At 67.9% G+C, this 14,594-nt stretch carries 14 protein-coding genes; 9 read left to right on the top strand and 5 right to left on the bottom strand.

The features are described 5' to 3' along the window. Positions 1–69 precede the first annotated feature (69 nt). Complete coding sequence (gene aat, locus Q368_RS0110565) at positions 70–846, top strand: leucyl/phenylalanyl-tRNA--protein transferase (RefSeq protein ID WP_084158730.1); 777 nt, start codon at positions 70–72, stop codon at positions 844–846. Between the two features lie 19 nt (positions 847–865). Next, positions 866–1,333, top strand: coding sequence for a PaaI family thioesterase (locus tag Q368_RS0110560; protein WP_029459036.1), 468 nt, complete (start codon positions 866–868; stop codon positions 1,331–1,333). 40 nt (positions 1,334–1,373) lie between these two features. Here the strand turns inward: Q368_RS0110560 and Q368_RS0110555 are convergent, their stop codons facing one another. The 3 genes from Q368_RS0110555 to Q368_RS0110545 all read right to left on the bottom strand — a co-directional run bounded on the left by Q368_RS0110555 (position 1,374) and on the right by Q368_RS0110545 (position 2,690). Then, entirely contained in the window at positions 1,374–1,553 is a 180-nt protein-coding gene (locus Q368_RS0110555) for a hypothetical protein (protein ID WP_029459035.1), read from the bottom strand. Between the two features lie 2 nt (positions 1,554–1,555). Further along, on the bottom strand, positions 1,556–2,140 hold the full coding sequence (locus tag Q368_RS0110550) for an LOG family protein (RefSeq protein WP_029459034.1): 585 nt from the start codon (positions 2,138–2,140) through the stop codon (positions 1,556–1,558). Between the two features lie 64 nt (positions 2,141–2,204). Further along, positions 2,205–2,690 (bottom strand): hypothetical protein, encoded by a 486-nt coding sequence (locus tag Q368_RS0110545; protein ID WP_029459033.1) that lies wholly within the window; start codon positions 2,688–2,690, stop codon positions 2,205–2,207. A gap of 116 nt (positions 2,691–2,806) precedes the next feature. Here Q368_RS0110545 and uvrB point away from each other — a divergent pair, with 116 nt between their 5' ends. Genes uvrB through ligA form a run of 5 tightly spaced genes read left to right on the top strand, consistent with a single transcriptional unit; the run spans position 2,807 to position 10,350 of the window. Then, positions 2,807–4,867, top strand: a complete 2,061-nt coding sequence (gene uvrB / locus Q368_RS0110540) for an excinuclease ABC subunit UvrB (protein WP_029459032.1) — start codon at positions 2,807–2,809, stop codon at positions 4,865–4,867. Positions 4,868–4,869: 2 nt separating this feature from the next. Beyond that, complete coding sequence (locus Q368_RS0110535) at positions 4,870–5,928, top strand: potassium channel family protein (RefSeq protein ID WP_029459031.1); 1,059 nt, start codon at positions 4,870–4,872, stop codon at positions 5,926–5,928. Further along, positions 5,925–6,680, top strand: a complete 756-nt coding sequence (locus Q368_RS0110530; protein ID WP_029459030.1) for a glycosyltransferase family 2 protein — start codon at positions 5,925–5,927, stop codon at positions 6,678–6,680. Before Q368_RS0110535 ends, Q368_RS0110530 begins: the two co-directional genes overlap by 4 nt. Before the next feature lie 2 nt (positions 6,681–6,682). Next, positions 6,683–8,257, top strand: coding sequence for a glycosyltransferase (locus tag Q368_RS23850; protein ID WP_052360104.1), 1,575 nt, complete (start codon positions 6,683–6,685; stop codon positions 8,255–8,257). Further along, the gene (gene ligA / locus Q368_RS0110520) at positions 8,254–10,350 is read left to right on the top strand and encodes an NAD-dependent DNA ligase LigA (RefSeq protein WP_029459028.1); all 2,097 of its coding nucleotides are present in this window, start codon (positions 8,254–8,256) and stop codon (positions 10,348–10,350) included. The genes Q368_RS23850 and ligA overlap by 4 nt, the downstream gene beginning before the upstream one ends. A 65-nt stretch (positions 10,351–10,415) precedes the next feature. On the opposite strand, the gene Q368_RS0110515 is transcribed toward ligA, so the two are convergent. After that, positions 10,416–11,390, bottom strand: a complete 975-nt coding sequence (locus Q368_RS0110515) for an MDR/zinc-dependent alcohol dehydrogenase-like family protein (RefSeq protein ID WP_029459027.1) — start codon at positions 11,388–11,390, stop codon at positions 10,416–10,418. A 93-nt stretch (positions 11,391–11,483) separates the two neighbouring features. Here Q368_RS0110515 and coaE point away from each other — a divergent pair, with 93 nt between their 5' ends. Both coaE and Q368_RS0110505 read left to right on the top strand, forming a co-directional pair. Beyond that, positions 11,484–13,139: a dephospho-CoA kinase gene (gene coaE / locus Q368_RS0110510; protein WP_029459026.1), complete on the top strand. Its 1,656-nt coding sequence runs from the start codon at positions 11,484–11,486 to the stop codon at positions 13,137–13,139. Then, the gene (locus tag Q368_RS0110505) at positions 13,136–13,861 is read left to right on the top strand and encodes a rhomboid family intramembrane serine protease (protein WP_029459025.1); all 726 of its coding nucleotides are present in this window, start codon (positions 13,136–13,138) and stop codon (positions 13,859–13,861) included. Before coaE ends, Q368_RS0110505 begins: the two co-directional genes overlap by 4 nt. Before the next feature lie 10 nt (positions 13,862–13,871). On the opposite strand, the gene Q368_RS0110500 is transcribed toward Q368_RS0110505, so the two are convergent. After that, a complete protein-coding gene (locus Q368_RS0110500) occupies positions 13,872–14,504 on the bottom strand; it encodes a S24/S26 family peptidase (RefSeq protein ID WP_156955680.1) in 633 nt (210 codons plus the stop codon). Between the last annotated feature and the right edge of the window lie 90 nt (positions 14,505–14,594).

Genomic DNA, 14,594 nt, shown 5'->3' with positions numbered 1-14,594 from the left:
GCCCTGCCGCGTCCAGCCGCCCGCTGCATGAGGGGGAGAAGGGAGATGGAGAAAGCAGATGGGAGCGCTATGCCGGTTTTTTATCTGACGGAGGAGGCCACGCGCTTTCCCCGGCCGAGCCTGGCCGAACCCGGGGGCCTGCTCGCCGTCGGCGGGGACCTGCGCCTGGAGCGCCTGATCGCGGCCTACCGGCGCGGCATCTTCCCCTGGTACGACGACGAGACGCCGATCCTGTGGTGGTCGCCGGACCCGCGGCCGATTTTGTTTCCCGGGCAGGTCCACGTGTCGCGGCGGCTTATGCGCACGCTGCGCTCGGGAAAATTCCGCGTGACCTTCGATACGGACTTCGCCGGCGTCATCCGGGGGTGCGCCGCCACCCCGCGCGACGCCGGCGACGGCACCTGGATCATTCCCGCAATGATCCAGGCGTATGAAAGGCTTCATGCCGCCGGCTACGCCCACAGCGTCGAGACCTGGCTGGATGGGGAGCTCGTCGGCGGGGCCTACGGCGTGGCCATGGGCAAGGCATTTTTCGGCGAGTCCATGTTCCACACGGTGACGGACGCCTCCAAGGTGGCGTTCGTGAGCTTGTGCCGCCGCCTGGACGCCATGGGCTTCCATTTCATCGACTGCCAGCAGGCGACGGGCCATTTGTGCCGTTTCGGCGCGGTGGAGGTGCGGCGCGGGGAATTCCTCAAGCGCCTGGATGTCGCCCGGGAAGAGGGCGGCGAGCCGGGAAAATGGACGTTCGCGCCCCTGGACGCGGACGTGGAAGCGTTGCGCGGCAGCGACGTGGACGCTCCCGATGCCTGCGGGTGCCGCCCGGGCGAAAGACATCGGCCGTAGCCGTTCGCGGGAGAGTGCCATGCAAAGGGAAATCGCCAACCCGTTTCCGGATCGCCGCTGCTTTTTCTGCGGCGCGGACAATCCGCAAGGCCTGGGCCTCAGATTCTTTCACGACGACGCGACGGGCGAGATTTCGACGCAGTACGTGCCCGAGGAACGCTTCGTCGGCCAGGGCGACATCATGCACGGCGCGATTCAGATGGGGCTGCTCGACGAACTCATGGGCTGGGCCTGCGTCGTGCACACCGGCGAGATGGCGGTCACTGCGGACCTGCGCTGCCGCTTTTTGCGGCCCCTGCGCATTGCCGGCAAACCCGTGCGCGCCGTCTGCCGCGTCACGGGGCGGCAAGGCCCCAAGGTCCATATGACGGCCGCACTGACCGATGCCGGCGGCGCGGTGTGCATGCGGGCCACGGGGACGTACCACGTCTTGTCCCCGGAAAGGTATGCAGCCCTGGTCCAGGGGAAGGCATCCGGGGCCGGTTGACGCGCCGGACGGCGCATTCCGGAACCGCGCCTCATGGCGGTCACGACGCCTTGTGGCCCACGAGCTTGCGGATCTTCTGCTTCTGCAAGGCGATGATGGCTTTGAGGCGGTGGCATTCGGCCTTGTAGTAGGCGAGCTCCTCCGCCGCATCGGCAAAGGCGAGCGGCGGTGTGAAGTCGATTTGCGTGGAGCGGGGACGTTTCCTGTCCTGGGCGGCCATGGTTACGCCTTCTCCTTCCTGTCCACCCACTTTTCCACCCGGAGCGGCTCGAACGCCCGCATGTCTTCAAGCAGGCCCTCGGGCGTGTCGTTGTGTAGCACCAGCCCCTTATGCTCCACGCGCAGAAAGCCTTCTTCGGCCATGCGGGAGACGCATTCCAGGAGCGGGTCGTAGTAGTGCTGCACGTTGAGCAGGCCACAGGGCTTCTTGTGCAGCCCGAGCTGCGCCCAGGTGATGATCTCGCAGAACTCCTCGAGCGTGCCCATGCCGCCGGGCAGGGCGATGAAGCCGTCGGCGAGCTCGGCCATGCGCGCCTTGCGCTCGTGCATGGACGACACCACATGCAGTTCCGTGAGTTTGGGGTGCGCCAGCTCCTTGCGGCGCAGGAAATCGGGCAGCACGCCCACGGCCTTGCCCCCGGCGGCGAGGGTGGCGTCGGCCATCGCGCCCATGAGACCCACGCAGGCCCCGCCGTAGACGAGCGTCAGCCCCTCGGCGGCGAGCAGCCGGCCCAAGGCGTTCGCCGTATCGACATACGCCGGGTCGAACCCGGACGATGAACCGCAAAAAACACAAACGCTCAACATACGCGCTCCAAGGGGCCGACGCGCGGCCCCGGTCTGACGAAGGGAAACGGCGACGGGGCCTGCGCTAGTCCAACCCCTCGATGATCGGCTTGTGCTGGCTCAAGTCGAAAAAGCCCCGCACCGCAAAGGGCAGGGTGTAGTTGGGGATCTTGTCGAAATGAATAAACCCGAGATCCTTGCCCTCGGCCAGTTCCGACAGGGCGGTCAGGCCCAGCGGAATGGGGAAGTTGAGGGCGCAGGCGTGGATCTCCGAAAGCTTGTCCTTGTACCGGGTCTTGAGGTACTCCACGAGCGCGTCGCGCTCCTGCTCGTTGAAGGCCTCGAGCAGGATGCGGTGGCAACTTTCGTAGCTGACCGGCAGGTCCGGCTGCACCGGATCGCCGACGAGGACGTCCCAGTCGTAGATTTCCTCCTCTTCCGGGTCCCAGGTGGGGCGGAACAGGTGGACGGTGACGTCCTTGCGGCCCTTGAAGCTTTTGATCACCATGGACACGGTCCAGGCCCGGTCCACGGGTAGGGTGAAATCCGCCGGAACGACGTCGATTTCCATGAGCGTCTCCTTGCCCGTCGCGGCTGTCCCCGGCTTGCGGCGCGGCACGCGCCGTCGCGGGACGCCTCGGGGTTTTCGCTTTCGTTGCGCTGCGCAGGGATGTACAAGAAACCACCATGCTTTTCCAGTTGGAATCCGAATATACCCCCCAGGGCGATCAGCCCCGGGCCATCGGCGAAATGGCCGCCAACCTGTCCCAGGGCGTGCCGAGCCAGGTGCTGCTCGGCGCGACGGGCACGGGCAAGACTTTTTCCATGGCCCAGGTCGTGGCCAAGCTCAACCGCCCGGCCCTGGTCATGGCCCCGAACAAGACCCTGGCCGCCCAGCTCTACAGCGAGTTCAAGGGACTGTTCCCGAAAAACGCCGTGGAGTATTTCGTCAGCTATTACGACTACTACCAGCCAGAGGCCTACCTGCCGCGCACGGACACGTACATCGAGAAGGACGCTTCCATCAACGACGACATCGACAAGTTGCGCCACGCCGCCACGCATTCGCTGCTCACCCGCCGCGACGTCTTGATCGTCGCCTCGGTGTCCTGCATCTACGGCCTGGGTTCGCGCGATTACTACGAGCGCATGGTGCTCTCGCTGACCGTGGGCGAGCGCATCGGCATGGAAGCCGTGCTGGCGCGGCTGGTGGAGATCCAGTACGAGCGCAACGACTACGATTTCCACCGTGGCGTCTTTCGCGTGCGCGGCGACGTCATCGAGGTGATCCCGGCCTACAGTCGTGAACGCGCCCTGCGCCTGGAATTTTTCGACGACGAACTCGAGGCCATCCTGGAGACCGACCCGCTCACCGGCGAGGTGCTCGGCTCCATGCAAAAGGCCATCATCTTCCCGGCCAGCCACTACGTCTCCGACCGCGACAACCTGAACCGCGCCGTGTCCGACATCCGCGAGGAACTGCGCCTGCGCCTGACGGAACTGAAGACGGCCAACGACCTGCTCGCCGCCCAGCGCCTGGAAATGCGCACCATGCAGGACCTGGAGATGATCGAGGAGCTCGGCTACTGCAACGGCATCGAGAACTATTCGCGCCACCTCGACGGCAGGAAGGCCGGCGAGCCGCCGTATACGTTGCTCGACTACTTTCCCGAGGACTTCATCCTGTTCGTGGACGAGTCCCACATCACCGTGCCGCAGATCGGCGGCATGTACGCCGGCGACCGCTCGCGCAAGCAGACGCTCGTGGATTACGGCTTCCGCCTGCCCTCGGCCCTGGACAACCGGCCGCTCAATTTCGAGGAGTTTCTGAACCACATCGGCCAGGCGGTCTTCGTCTCGGCCACGCCCGGGGACTGGGAGGTCCGCCGCAGCGAGGGCGTGGTCGTGGAGCAGATCATCCGGCCCACGGGCCTGCTCGACCCGGAAGTGGAAGTGCGCCCGACCAAGGGGCAGGTGGACGACCTCATGGCCGAATGCCGCGCCAGGGCCGCGGCGGGCGAACGCGTGCTCGTCACCACGCTCACCAAGCGCATGGCCGAAGAGCTCAACGAGTACTTCAACTCCATGGGCGTGCGCGCGCGCTACCTGCACTCGGACATCGACACCCTGGAACGCGTGGCCATCATCAAGGCCCTGCGCCAGGGCGAATTCGACGTGCTGGTCGGCATCAACCTCCTGCGCGAGGGCCTGGACATCCCGGAAGTGTCGCTCGTGGCCATCCTGGACGCGGACAAGGAAGGGTTCCTGCGCTCCGCGCGCTCGCTCATCCAGACCTTCGGCCGCGCCGCGCGAAACGCCGGCGGCCGGGTCATTCTCTACGCCGACACGGTCACCGGCTCCATGCGCGCGGCCATGGAGGAAACGGCCCGGCGGCGCGAAAAACAGGAAGCCTTCAACCGGGAAGCCGGCATCGTGCCGCGCTCCATCATCAAGGGCATGGACAGCGTGCTGGACAGCCTGTACGGCGAGGGGGGGAGTTCGGGCAGGAGTTCGGGCGGCTATGCCGCGGCCGGTCGCTACGCCGCGCCGGCACCGGGGGCGCAGGCGGCTGTGCGCGAGGACGCCGCAGCGTACGGCGACGGCATGTCCCGCAAGGCCCTGGAAAAGAAAATCAAGATGTTGGAGCGGGAGATGCGCGAGGCGGCCAAGGCCCTGGAGTTCGAGAAGGCGGCGGAGCTGCGCGACCGCGTGGCGGCCTTGCGGGCGCGGCTTTTGGAGATGGGCTGAACATGAACGCCCATCGTTCCAGGCGCATCCTGCGCCTGCACAGCCGGACGGTGCGCCTGCACCACCGGCTGGGAAGCTGGGGGCCGCTCATCGGCGGCTTCGTGGCCATGGCCACGGTGTTCTGCCTGGGCGTGCTTGGCTACATGGAAGTGGAGGGCTGGAGCTTTTTCGACAGCCTCTACCAGGTCATCATCACCCTTTCCACCGTGGGCTTCCAGGAAGTCTACCCCCTGACCCGGGACGGCCGCATCCTTACCATGGTGCTCATCGTCTCGGGCGTGGGCACCTTCGCCTACCTGGTCGGCTCCTTCACCCAGGTGCTGGTGGAGGGCCGGCTGCAACAGTACCTCGGGAGGCGGCGCATGCAAAAGATCATCGACGGCCTGAGCGACCACGTCATCATCTGCGGCTACGGCCGCATCGGCGCGGTCGTCGCCCGCGAGATACTGGCCGAGAACGTGGCCGCGGTCATCATCGAAAACAACGCCGAAGTGATCCACAGCCTGGACGAGCAGGGCATCCCCTACGTCCAGGGCGACGCCACGGCCGACGAGACCCTGCTCGCTGCCGGGCTCATGCGCGCCAAGACCCTTGTCGCCGCCCTGACCCTGGAGGCGGCCAACGTCTACGTGACCCTTACCGCACGCCAGCTCAACCCCACCATCCGCATCGTGGCCCGGGCCGACGCCCAGGGCCATACCCAGCGCCTGCAACGCGCCGGGGCCGACCAGGTGCTCGTGCCGCACCTCTACGGCGGCGTGCGCATGGCCCAGTCCGTGCTGCGCCCCACGGTCACGAACTTCCTGGAGCTGGCCGGCCGGGGCGGGGCCATCGACCTGCAGATGGAAGAACTGCAAGTCACCGAGCATTCCGAAATCGTCGACAAGAGCCTCATTGACGCCGCCCTGCGCCCGCGCTTCAACCTCATCGTCATCGCCATCAAGAAAGCGAGCGGCGAGATGCAGTTCAACCCGCAGGCGCAAGCCATGCTGGAGGCCGGCGACACCATGATCCTCGTGGGCAGCCGGGACAACCTCGACAGCCTTCAGGCGATCCTTTGAGCCGCACGCTTCCCCGCATCGCGGCGGTCATCCTCCACTACGGCGACCCGCGCCTGACCCGCCGCCTGCACGAACAGCTGCTTCCTGAAGCGCAAGCCACGGATGCGCCGGTGCTCGTGCTCGATAACGCCGCGCCCGAGCCGTATCCCGATGCCTGGGTCCGGTTGGCGGAAAACCGCTTCTGGGCCGGCGCGTTCGACTATGCCGTCCGGGCCGTGCGGGACATGGGCCGCACGCATGTGTGGTTTTGCAACAACGACATGCTCTTCACCTCGCGTCCGCCGCATCTCGGTCGCGCCCTGGGGCGGTTGGCGCAGCTCGAAGCCGCGCTTGGCCGCCGCGTGGGCCTCTATTCCCCGACGTTTGCGACCAGCCCCTACCATCCGCAAATGATCGCGCGCCCGGGCGGCGACTGGCGGCTCGTGCGCGTCCTGGACGGCGTCGCGCCGCTCGTGTCCCTAGACGCCCTGGAGGCCGTGGGGGGGCTCGACGCCACGGACAATCCCCGGGGCTACGGCGTGGACATCTGGCTTGCGGCGCGGCTTTATGACGCCGGGTACGCCCTGGTGGTCGACGACAGCCTGACCCTGCGCCACCGCCACCATACGGCGGCCCGGGACGTGCCGGGATTCCTGGACGTCGCCGCCCGGGCCGAGGCTGCCTACCTCACGGCGCGGCTCGGGCCGGACTACCGGGCGCGCATCGCCGCCTGGCAGGCCGAGGCGGTCCCGGCGCAACAGGGGGACGCCTAGCCATGGGTCCCTACGCGTTCTTTTTACCCCCGGCCTTCGACGCCCTGCCCGAGGCCGTGGCCGACCGTCTGCTCATGGGTGTTTTCGGGCGCAAGCAGGCGGCTCAGACCGGCCTTGCCGCCCTGCGCGCGGCTCCGTCCGCTGGCGGCGGGCAGGGGGCGCGACTCGCCCGGCTGGGCCTGGAGCTGTCGCTGCTCGCCTTCGACCTCGACCCCGCAAACGCCGCCCTGGCCCAGGGCCTCCTGGCCATGATCGGGCCGCAGGGCGCGGGCCTCCCCAGCGACGAGGTGCAGGCCCTGCGTCTGGCCGCCGGAGAGGGGCTGGGCCGCGAATGGCGCGAGAGGATCGCGGCGGCCGGGCGCACGGGCGACTGGGAAGCGCTTTGCCGGCGCATGGAAAGCGGCTTTCCCCAGGCCGTTGCACCGCTTGCCCCACGGATCGCCGGGCTTGCCGCCCTGGCGAGCCGGGACGAAGGTCGCATCGCCGCCTGGCGCGAGGGACTTGCCGCCGCGCCGCTGACGCCTGGGCTGGCCTTTCTGCATGCCCGCGCAGCGATCTTTCTTGATGGCCGCGAGGCCGGCATGGCGGCGCTGCGGGATTCCCTGCGCCGCTATCCCTGGTGCGCGCAGACGCTCCTTGCCCTGCACGACCTCGCGCGCGGCCGCGACGGCGCGCGGCAGGCTCTCCCCGGGCGTCTGGCCATCCTGCTCTATTCCTGGAACAAGGCCGCGGACCTGGGGCAGACCCTGGAAGACATCCTGGCAAGCGAGCTGCCGGAGTTTCATATTTTCGCCCTGGACAACGGCTCCACGGACGCCACGCCAGACATAGTGGCCGCCTTTGCCGCGCGCCTGGGGCCGGCGCGCTTCACGGCCCTGCGCGCGCCGGTCAATGTCGGCGCGCCGGCCGGGCGCAACTGGCTCAAGCATTTGCCCGAGGTCCGGGCCTTCGATTTCGCGGCCTACATCGACGACGACGTGCGCCTGCCCCGGGACTGGGCGCTGCGCTTCGGCGCGGCCGTGGCCGCGTGTCCCGATGCCGGGGCGTACGGCTGCCGCATCCACGACGCCGGGAGCCCGAGCGTGTTGCAGGCCGCCGAATTTCCCCTCGAGCCCGATGGCGAGGCTATCGCTGCCTCGGATTTGCAATTGCAAGCCCCGGATGTGGGGCAGTTCGCCTACTGCCGGCCGACGCTTTCGGTCACGGGCTGCTGCCATCTTTTCCCCATGTCGGCGCTTTGCGAGGGCGGCGATTTCGACATCCGTTTTTCGCCGTCCCAGTTCGACGATTTCGACCGCGACCTGCGCGCGGCCCTGGCCGGCCGTTTCGCCGTCTACCAGGGCCATCTGGCCGTGGGGCACGTGCGCGCAAGCGGCGGCGACGCGGCGCGAAAGCGTGCGGCCGGGGCCAATGCCCACGGCAACATGCTGAAGCTCCAGGGCAAATATGATGCGGGCGACCTGAAGCGGCTGCGGCGCGAGCAGCGCAACCGCCTGTTGACCGACATCCGCAAAAAGGCCATCTGGTTGGCCCGCCACGACCCGGGCGAGGCAAGCGACAAGGAAGGGCAGCCATGAGCCAGGACAAGGACGCCGCGCGCCTTCGCGAACTGCGCGAGAAAATTCATTACCACGACTACCGCTATTACGTCCTGGACGATCCGGAAATCGAGGACGCGGCCTACGACACGCTTTACCGGGAACTGAAGGCCCTGGAAGCGGCCCATCCCGAGCTCGACGACCCCAATTCGCCGACCAGGCGTGTGGGCGGCACGGTGTTGCCGGCCTTTACGTCCAAGCCGCACCGGATGCGCATGTACAGCCTCGACAACGCCATGACCGAGGCCGAGTGGCTCGATTTCGTGACCCGGGCCGCCAATAAGCTCGAAAAGGAGGGCGTGCCTTTCGAGCGCACGTTCTGGGTCGATCCCAAGTTCGACGGTCTGGCGCTGGAGATCATCTACGAAAACGGCGTCTACGCCGGGGCGCTCACGCGCGGCGACGGCGAAACGGGCGAGGACGTGACGGAAAACGTGCGCACGGTCAAGAACGTGCCCCTCGACCTGCGGCCCCATGCCGCGCGGAGCGGCCTGCCCGTGCCACGGCTGCTGGAAGTGCGCGGCGAAGTGGTCATGACCCGCCAGGATTTCTACGAGCTCAACGAACGCCAGCGCGAGCAGGGCGGCAAGGTCTTCGCCAACCCGCGAAACGCCGCCGCCGGCTCCGTGCGCCAGCTCGATTCCGCGGTCTCGGCCACGCGGCCTTTGACCTTTTTCACCTACGGCGTGGGTACGACGGACTTCGGCGACGCCGATCCGGGCTGGGCGACCCATTCCGGGGTCATGCGCGGCCTCGCCGCCCTGGGCCTGCCCGTGGCAGGGGAAGGCAAAGCCGTTTCCGAGGCGGAAGTCTACCCGTATTTCACGGCCATGGGCGCGCGCCGCCAGGAGCTGCCCTTCGAGATCGACGGCGTGGTGGTCAAGGTGGACAGCTTGGCGCTGCAACGGGAGCTCGATTTCACGGACCGCGCCCCGCGCTTCGCCATCGCGCTCAAGTTTCCGGCCCACGAGGCCGAGACGGCGCTGACCGCCATCGACGTCCAGGTGGGGCGCACGGGGGTGCTTACCCCCGTGGCCATCCTCGAACCCGTATCCCTGGCCGGGGTGACGGTGTCGCGGGCCACGCTGCACAACGAAGACGAGATCAAGGCCAAGGACCTGCGCGCCGGCGACACGGTGGTGGTGCGCCGCGCCGGGGACGTCATCCCCGAGGTGGTCCGGGTCGTCACGGAGAAACGGCCGGCGGACGCGCGGGAATACGCATTCCCCCATATCTGCCCCTCGTGCGGCTCGCCGGCCGTGCGCGCGGAAGGGGAGGCGGCCTGGCGCTGCGTCAATTTCGCCTGCCCGGCCATGCTGCGCCGGGGCATCGCCTATTTCGTGTCCAAGTCGGGCCTGGACATCGAGGGCCTGGGCCGCAAATGGGTGGAGTCGCTGATCGACAAGGGCATGGTGCGAACCCCTGCCGACCTGTTCGGCCTGACCGAGGCGGACCTCGTGCCGCTTGAGCGCATGGCCGAGAAATCCGCGGCCAATTTCGTGGCCGCCGTGGACGCGGCCAGAAAAAACGCCACGCTCTCCAAGCTCATCGCCGCGCTCGGCATCCGGCAGGTGGGCACGCGCACGGCGCGCACCCTGGCCGGGCATTTCACGGACCTCGACGCACTGGGCGCGGCCACGGCCGAGGAGCTGACCGCTTTGCCGGACATCGGGCCGGAGGTCGCGGCCTCGATCCGGGAGTTTTTCGGCAACGACGCCAACCGGGCGCTCGTGGCGCGCTTCAAGGAAATCGGCCTGTGGCCGGTCGCCGCGCCCAAACCGGCGCAACCGGCGGCGACCACGGCGCTTGCGGGCAAGAAGTTCCTTTTCACCGGCACGTTGCCGGACATGTCCCGGGAGAAGGCGCAGGAGCTGGTGGAAGCGGCCGGAGGGCGGGTGGTGTCGGCCGTCTCGAAAAAGCTCGACTACCTCGTGGCCGGGGCCGAGCCCGGCTCCAAGCTGGCCAAGGCGCAGGCGCTCGGGGTGCGCATTCTGTCCCCCGAGGAATTCCACGCGCTCCTCGCCGCTGCCGGCGCAACGGTCCAATCCCGCCGCTCCCTCCTCGATGCCTGACCCCTTTCCCCCCTTCGGGGAGGTCCAGGAGGGGATCATCCCCTCCTGGACGCCGGAGGCCTCTTTTACTCCTTCCCAAATTCCACCAGCACCTTCATGGCCCCGGGCCGCGCGGCGGCGGCGAGGGCATCGGGGAAGGCCGCGAACGGGAAAACGGCCTGGATGAGCGGCGAGACGTCCACGAGCCCGTCGCGCAGATAGGCGGCGGCCAGCTTGAAATCGCCGCAACGCGAGCCGACGAGGGCAATTTCGTCCACCACCACCCGGGCCATGTTGATGGAGGTCGGGGCGAAGGTGGTGGTCTTGAGCACGACGGTTCCTTCCGGGCGCACGAGGTCCAGGGCGAAAGCCAGGCCGTCCGGCCGCCCCGTGGCTTCGACGACCACGTCGAAGGGGCTGTATTCCCGGCGCAGGGCGTCGCGGTCGGCGTGGCGCACGGTCACGCCCTGGGCGGCGGCGATGGAAAGCTTCGCTTCGTGCCGGCCGGCCAGCACGACGTCCGGGCAGAGCATACGCAGGCCGCAGGCGCAGAGAATGCCGAGCTTGCCGTCGCCGAGGACCAGCAGCGACGTTGCTGCCGTGAGGTGGAGCTGCTGGCCGGGCTCCAGCGCGGCGGCGAGCGGCTCGATGCAGACTGCGGCGGTATCGGGTACGGTGTCGGGGAGAAGATGGACCAGGGAGGCCGGCACGGTGAGGAACTCGGCGAACGCGCCGTCCTTGCCGGCGATGCCGAGGGTTGTGCGGTTGGGACAATGGCGCGGGCCGGTGGTCAGGCAGGTGGGGCATGCGCCGCAGCCCAGGTTGATTTCGGACGTGACGCGGCGGCCGAGCAGTTCGGGATGGTCCGGGGCCGCATCCACGACACCCACGAATTCATGCCCGGGGATGCCGGAAAACCCCATGTATCCCTTGAGCAGTTCGAGGTCCGTGTTGCAGATGCCGGCCATGCGCACACGGATGCGGACTTCGCCCGGCCCCGGGATGGGGTCCGGCCGCGTTTCCATACGAACGGTTCCGGCATGAAAGGCGACGGCCTGCATGGCTCCTCCTTTGGGCTGGCGCGTTGAGGAAAAACAACCTACCGTATTGACGAAACATGCTCAATCGGAGCGCAGGATCGGGACACAAGGAACATGACGGAAAGGATGTTGGAAAAAGAGGCGGTCTTCGACCCGCAGCACGACGGCGGCGCGGGCACGCGCCTGGATGTGTTCTGGTGCGCGCAGTTCGCGGAAGCGGGCGTCGCCCGGTCGCGCGTGCGCGCGGCCATCGACGCCGGCCTGGCCACGGTCAACGAAACGGTGTGCCGCAAGGCCGGAACCAAACTGCGCGGCGGGGAACGCCTCACCCTGCGCCTGCCGGACAATCCCAGCGAAACCAAGGCGGAAGCCGGCAGCCTCGGCGTGCTCTACCGCGACGAACACCTGCTCGTGCTGGACAAGCCGGCCGGGCTGACCGTGCATCCGGCCCCGGGCCTGCCCGAGGGCACGCTGGTCAACCGGCTGCTGCACCATTTTCCCGAGTTGCGGGACTTGAGCGGCGAGCGCCCGGGCATCGTGCACCGCCTGGACAAGGACACGAGCGGCTTGCTGCTCGTGGCCCTGGCCGAACCCGCGCGCACCGCCCTGGCCGCGGATTTCGCGGCCAGGCGCGTGAAGAAGACCTATCTCGCCCTGGTCCACGGCCGCCCGGACGGCGCAGGCGGCGACATCCGCCTGCCCCTCGGCCGCGACCCCCGCCACCGGCACAAGATGGCCGTGGTCCACAAGGGCGGGCGCGAAGCCAGGAGCCGCTGGCGCCTGGTGTGGAGCGCGCCGGACGCCGCCGCGAGCCTGCTTGAGGTGGACATCTTCACCGGGCGCACGCACCAGATACGCGTGCACCTCGCGGCCGTGGGCCATCCCATCGTCGGCGACGCGGTCTACGGCACGACGCCCCATGCCCTGTGGAAACGCCGGGGCGACGCGGCCGGCCGGCTCGCCGGGCGGCAGATGCTCCACGCCTGGAAGCTCTCCTTCACGCATCCGGCCCTGGGCCGGGAGCTTTCCTTTCGTTGCCCGCCGCCGCCGGATTTCTGGCGGCTCGTGCTCCTGCTCGGGCGCATGCCCCAGCGCGTGGGTGTGATCGGCATGCCGGGCTGTGGCAAGTCCACACTGCTCGACGCGTTCGCGGCGGCCGGCTGTCCGGTTTTTTCCGCCGACGCGGCCGTGGCCGCGCTCTACGCCCCAGGCGGCGGTGGGGCGCACATGCTCGCCGGGCGCTTCGGCGAAGCGGCGCTCGCCCCGGACGGCAGCGTGGACAAGAAATGGCTGCTCGAAGCCATATGCGGCAGCGAACGCATGCGCCGGGAAGTCATGGATCTCGTGCATCCGCTGGTGCGGGGCGATCTGGAAGCCTTCTACGCCGCCAACCGACAGGCCCGGGCCGTCTTTGCCGAGGTGCCGCTTTTGCTCGAATCCGGCTGGCCCGTGGAAGCCGTCGCGGACTTTGTTGTTGGGGTTCGTTGTGCTTCGCAGGCGCGGGGGCAGCGGCTTACGGAGGGTCGGGGCTGGTCCGGGGAACTCGTCGCCCGCATGGACGGCTGGCAGTGGCCCGAAGCGAAAAAGCTCGCGCGCTGCGACTTCGTGGTCGACAACGACGCAGGGCCGGAAGCCCTGGCGGACAAGGCCCGGGACGTGCTGGGGGAACTGGCCGGGCTGCGCCGCCGTGACGTGCGCGACCGCTACGCCTGGCTCGTCGCGCAGGGCTATGCCGGCAAACCAGAGGCCGTGACCGGAACGCTCCCGTGATCCCATTGCGCGACAACGTGCCGAGCACGCGCCGGCCGCTCGTGACCTGGACCATCATCGGGCTGTGCACGCTGCTCTTTCTCTTCGAACAGCTCCTGCCAAACTCTATCCTGTTCGAATTCATGCACATCTACGGCGTGGTGCCGGCGCGCTACACCGATCCGGCCTACGCGGCGGCCATGGGCTATCCCGAGGGCGGCTACGAGTCCATGGTCACCTACATGTTTCTGCACGGCGGTTGGCTGCACTTCCTGCTCAACATGTGGGTGCTGTGGATTTTTTCCGACAACGTGGAAGAGGCGCTCGGCCCCTTGCGCTTCACCGTGTTCTACATCCTGTGCGGGCTCATCGCCGCCTGGACACACATCCTGTTCAACTGGAACGCCGTGGTGCCGGTGATCGGGGCGTCCGGGGCCATCGCCGGGGTCATGGGCGCGTATTTCCGGCTCTTTCCCCGGGCCAGGGTCGTGACGCTCATTCCGATCATCATCATTCCCTGGATCATCGAACTGCCGGCCGTGGTGTTTCTGGGCATCTGGTTTTCCGTCCAGCTGCTTTCCGGGCTTTCGGGCAAGGTCGCGGGAGGAGACGCCGCCAGCGTGGCGTTCTGGGCCCATGCCGGCGGGTTCGTGGCGGGGCTTGTCCTCGTGCGCTGGTTTCTGCCCAGGGGCTGCCAGTTCTGCTTCGATCCGAGAAACCGTCGCTACGACCGAGGAGAATAGGGCTCTTGGCTCAAAGCTCCTGCGCCACCCAGACCACACGGCCGACAACGCGGCAGCCGGCGGTTTCGCGCGGCACGGTGCGCGGCGGCTGGGCGCTGTCGAGCGCCGCCAGTTCAAAGCAGTCGCGACTGTGATCGTAGCAGGTCAGGCGCACGACGAGGCCTTCCCCGGAAAGGTCCAGGGCGAAGGGCATGCCTTGTACATTGGCGCGTACCCCTGCCGGCGGCAGTTCCTGCGCCGTGTCCACGACGAGATAGGCCCCCTGGCGGATGCGCGGTTCCAGGGCGCGTTCGTCCATGCGGGTGACGAAGCGCGTGGGGCCGAGCAGGCGCGGGGACAAGGCGATGCGCTCGATTTCGGCAAGCCGCCAGCGGCCCGTGCGCGGGTGGGTGGCGGCCATGGTGAAGACCGGCGTCATGACGATGCGCGGCGGACACTGCGGCGCATCGTCGCCCAGCACTTCCCGCGGATCGATGCCGTATTCACGGCAGTGTCGCATGACCAGCGACGTGATTCCTTCCGCGTCGTCTTCCGTATAATACCCAGCCGCCACGAGCAGCCTTTGGGCCGCCTTGTTTTCGTTTCTGGCTTCGAGGGCGACTTGGAGGCGTGTAAGCAAGGGGTGTGGTGCGTGTCGTTCCATACGAACTCCCGAGTTCGTACATGTATAATCCTATTTTATTTATATGTAAATAAAAAATAATGCAACAATCTATTATAGCGAGAAAAACAT

The sequence above is a fragment of the Solidesulfovibrio alcoholivorans DSM 5433 genome (assembly GCF_000702665.1).
In the GTDB taxonomy this organism is placed as follows: Bacteria; Desulfobacterota; Desulfovibrionia; order Desulfovibrionales; family Desulfovibrionaceae; genus Solidesulfovibrio; species Solidesulfovibrio alcoholivorans.
This window is presented reverse-complemented; position numbering and strand designations above follow the sequence as displayed.

Excerpts from the sequence above, each read along its gene's own strand:
- aat (WP_084158730.1), top strand. The coding sequence starts at position 70 with ATGCCGGTTTTTTATCTGACGGAGGAGGCCACGCGCTTTCCCCGGCCG.
- Q368_RS0110560 (WP_029459036.1), top strand. The coding sequence starts at position 866 with ATGCAAAGGGAAATCGCCAACCCGTTTCCGGATCGCCGCTGCTTTTTC.
- Q368_RS0110555 (WP_029459035.1), bottom strand. The coding sequence starts at position 1,553 with ATGGCCGCCCAGGACAGGAAACGTCCCCGCTCCACGCAAATCGACTTC.
- Q368_RS0110550 (WP_029459034.1), bottom strand. The coding sequence starts at position 2,140 with ATGTTGAGCGTTTGTGTTTTTTGCGGTTCATCGTCCGGGTTCGACCCG.
- Q368_RS0110545 (WP_029459033.1), bottom strand. The coding sequence starts at position 2,690 with ATGGAAATCGACGTCGTTCCGGCGGATTTCACCCTACCCGTGGACCGG.
- uvrB (WP_029459032.1), top strand. The coding sequence starts at position 2,807 with ATGCTTTTCCAGTTGGAATCCGAATATACCCCCCAGGGCGATCAGCCC.
- Q368_RS0110535 (WP_029459031.1), top strand. The coding sequence starts at position 4,870 with ATGAACGCCCATCGTTCCAGGCGCATCCTGCGCCTGCACAGCCGGACG.
- Q368_RS23850 (WP_052360104.1), top strand. The coding sequence starts at position 6,683 with ATGGGTCCCTACGCGTTCTTTTTACCCCCGGCCTTCGACGCCCTGCCC.
- ligA (WP_029459028.1), top strand. The coding sequence starts at position 8,254 with ATGAGCCAGGACAAGGACGCCGCGCGCCTTCGCGAACTGCGCGAGAAA.
- Q368_RS0110515 (WP_029459027.1), bottom strand. The coding sequence starts at position 11,390 with ATGCAGGCCGTCGCCTTTCATGCCGGAACCGTTCGTATGGAAACGCGG.
- coaE (WP_029459026.1), top strand. The coding sequence starts at position 11,484 with ATGACGGAAAGGATGTTGGAAAAAGAGGCGGTCTTCGACCCGCAGCAC.
- Q368_RS0110500 (WP_156955680.1), bottom strand. The coding sequence starts at position 14,504 with ATGGAACGACACGCACCACACCCCTTGCTTACACGCCTCCAAGTCGCC.